The 2711-nt window shown below is 43.3% G+C and carries 2 protein-coding genes; both read left to right on the forward strand.

The window, feature by feature from the left end:
- Positions 1-39: 39 nt before the first annotated feature.
- The gene (gene glgA / locus SPADD19_RS05025) at positions 40-1467 is read left to right on the forward strand and encodes a glycogen synthase GlgA (RefSeq protein WP_061455428.1); all 1428 of its coding nucleotides are present in this window, start codon (positions 40-42) and stop codon (positions 1465-1467) included.
- A gap of 233 nt (positions 1468-1700) precedes the next feature.
- A partial coding sequence (locus SPADD19_RS05030; RefSeq protein WP_128861584.1) for a G5 domain-containing protein occupies positions 1701-2711 on the forward strand: 1011 nt, incomplete at its 3' end.

The following is a 2711-nucleotide window of genomic DNA, read 5'->3' on the forward strand; positions in this document are numbered from 1 at the left end:
GGTTAAAAAAGGAACGATTGTTACAGAGGATATTGTCTAATGAAACTATTATTTGTTGCAGCTGAAGGAGCACCATTTTCTAAGACAGGTGGCTTGGGAGACGTCATTGGCGCTCTTCCTAAATCCTTAGCTAAAAGTGGTCATGACGTGCGCGTGATTCTCCCTTACTATGATATGGTAGAGGCAAAATTTGGGGATCAAATTGAAGACGTTTTGCATTTTGAGACCAAGGTTGGCTGGAGAAGTCAATATGTGGGTGTGAAACGCATTGTACGAGATGGGGTCACCTTTTACTTTATTGATAACCAACACTATTTCTTTAGAGGCCATGTGTATGGTGACTTTGATGATGGCGAACGGTTTGCCTTTTTCCAGCTCGCGGCCTTAGAAACGATGGAACGGGTTGACTTCATTCCAGATGTTCTTCATGCCCATGATTACCATACAGCGATGATTCCTTTCTTGCTTAAGGAAAAATACCGTTGGATTCAAGCTTACCATGGGATTAAAACAGTATTGACCATCCATAATTTGGAATTCCAAGGTCAGTTTGACCCAGGAATGTTGTGGGATTTATTCGGAGTGGGATTTGAACGCTATGCAGACGGAACACTTCGGTGGAATGATTGCCTGAATTGGATGAAAGCCGGCATTCTATATGCTGACCGTGTGACAACCGTATCTCCTAGTTATGCACATGAGATTATGACTGCTGAATACGGTTGTGGCTTGGATCAGATCCTTCGGATGGAATCTGGCAAGGTGACCGGTATTGTTAACGGGATTGATGCGGATTTATATAATCCTGAAACGGATCCACTCTTGACGCATCACTTCAGTCTTTCAGATCTTTCAGGTAAAGCAGCTAGTAAACGAGCTCTTCAAGAACGTGTCGGTTTACCCGTTCGCGATGACGTTCCTTTGTTTGGAATTGTCTCTCGTTTGACACGTCAAAAAGGTTTTGATGTTGTGGTGGAAGAGTTGCATCAACTCTTGCAAAAGGATATTCAGATTGTCTTGCTCGGTACAGGAGATCCTGGATTTGAAAATGCCTTTGCTTGGTTCGGTCAAGCCTACTCAGATAAACTTTCAGCTAATATCACATTTGATGTCCAATTGGCCCAAGAAATCTATGCAGCGTCAGATGTCTTCTTGATGCCAAGCCGCTTTGAACCATGTGGCCTTTCTCAAATGATGGCCATGCGTTATGGAACCCTTCCTTTGGTACATGAAGTCGGCGGACTTCGAGATACGGTTCAACCGTATAATGTTGTTGATGGAAGTGGAACAGGCTTTAGCTTCAATAATTTATCTGGCTACTGGTTTAACTGGGCAGTTGATGAGGCTTTAGCTGTTTACTACAATGACAAACAGGCTTGGTATGGCCTGCAAGAACAAGCCATGACTCGTGATTTCTCATGGGATACGGCTAGTCAACGATACAACGATTTATACCAGTCCTTATAAGTAAATCTAGTGTAAAAACGCCTTTCGAGGCGTTTTTTGTTTTGTTTTCTTCCTATAAAGAAAACGGTTTATTTTTTTGAGTTTTAGAGCTTGCTAAAATAGAAGAAAAAAGATAAGATAGGTAAAGGTAAAAAATCCCGGGAAGGTTCTTATTTCTGGAAAGGATCCCATCCTCTCTAAAAATAATCAGGTCCCTGCTCGAGGGTTAAATATTACTATATAGGAATTTTAGGATGAAAAAAGCGAAACAAACGTTTGAAAAAATGACCAAATATTCGATTCGGAAATTAACTGTCGGTGTTGGTCCGGTAGCCATTGGAGCCTTTTTATTAGGAGGAAGCTTGTTAGGAGCTCGTCCTGTCAAAGCAGATCAGGTGACTCTACCTGCTCATGTGCACTTAGGATATGTGACAGAAGAAGAGCTAACTGCTGAAGAAAAAGAACAGGTGATTCATGCAATCCCTGAAGAGTATCAAAATGAAGATACTTTCTATCTCGTCTATAAGAAGAAGGAAGCAATTCAGTCGGTTCTTCCTCAAACAGGAAGTCAGGAAGTCGCCCTATTTGGCCTAAGTCTAGCCACTGCTTCCTTTGCGGTCCTCTTACTCTCTAAAAAGCACCGGAAGAAGGTCATGGGCGTCCTTTTGATTGGAGCCATGGGACAAAGTCTTCTACTTCCAGTTGAAGTCGCAGCGCTACAAAATCAAGTTTTGCGCGCCTATAATCAGGATCTTGCGATCGCATCGAGCAAAGATCTTGCAAATGGCGTGATTCAAATTGACGGCTATGACTATATTGGTTATCTGTGCTACCCGTCAGTCCAAAAGACGAGCTTACAAGAGCCAAAGGCTATGCAGGAAACGAAATCTTCTGTAGAAGGGACGATCAAAACAAGTACAGGTATTCCACAAGTGGAAGCACAAGCGCGTGTGACCCCAGAAGTCGCTCCAGCCTTTCCTCAAGTTGAAAAACCAAGCCTGGAAGTCTCTACTGAGCCTGTGCCATTTGAAACTGTCAAACAAGCTGATCCTACATTGGCCAAAGGGCAAACCAAGGTGCTGACTGCTGGTCAAAATGGGGAGCGGACCATATTGACGGAAGTGAGTGTGGTAGATGGACAAGAAGTTCGCAGAGTAGTTGAAAGCAAGGTCACTAAAGAACCAGTTTCACAAATTCTTGCTGTCGGGACAAAAGAAGATGCCCAACCAACCCCTCAACCCAGCCCTTCTCCAGTTGTAACGGCC

Origin of the sequence: Streptococcus parasanguinis (genome assembly GCF_001578955.1) — a bacterium.
Taxonomy (GTDB): domain Bacteria; phylum Bacillota; class Bacilli; order Lactobacillales; family Streptococcaceae; genus Streptococcus; species Streptococcus parasanguinis_U.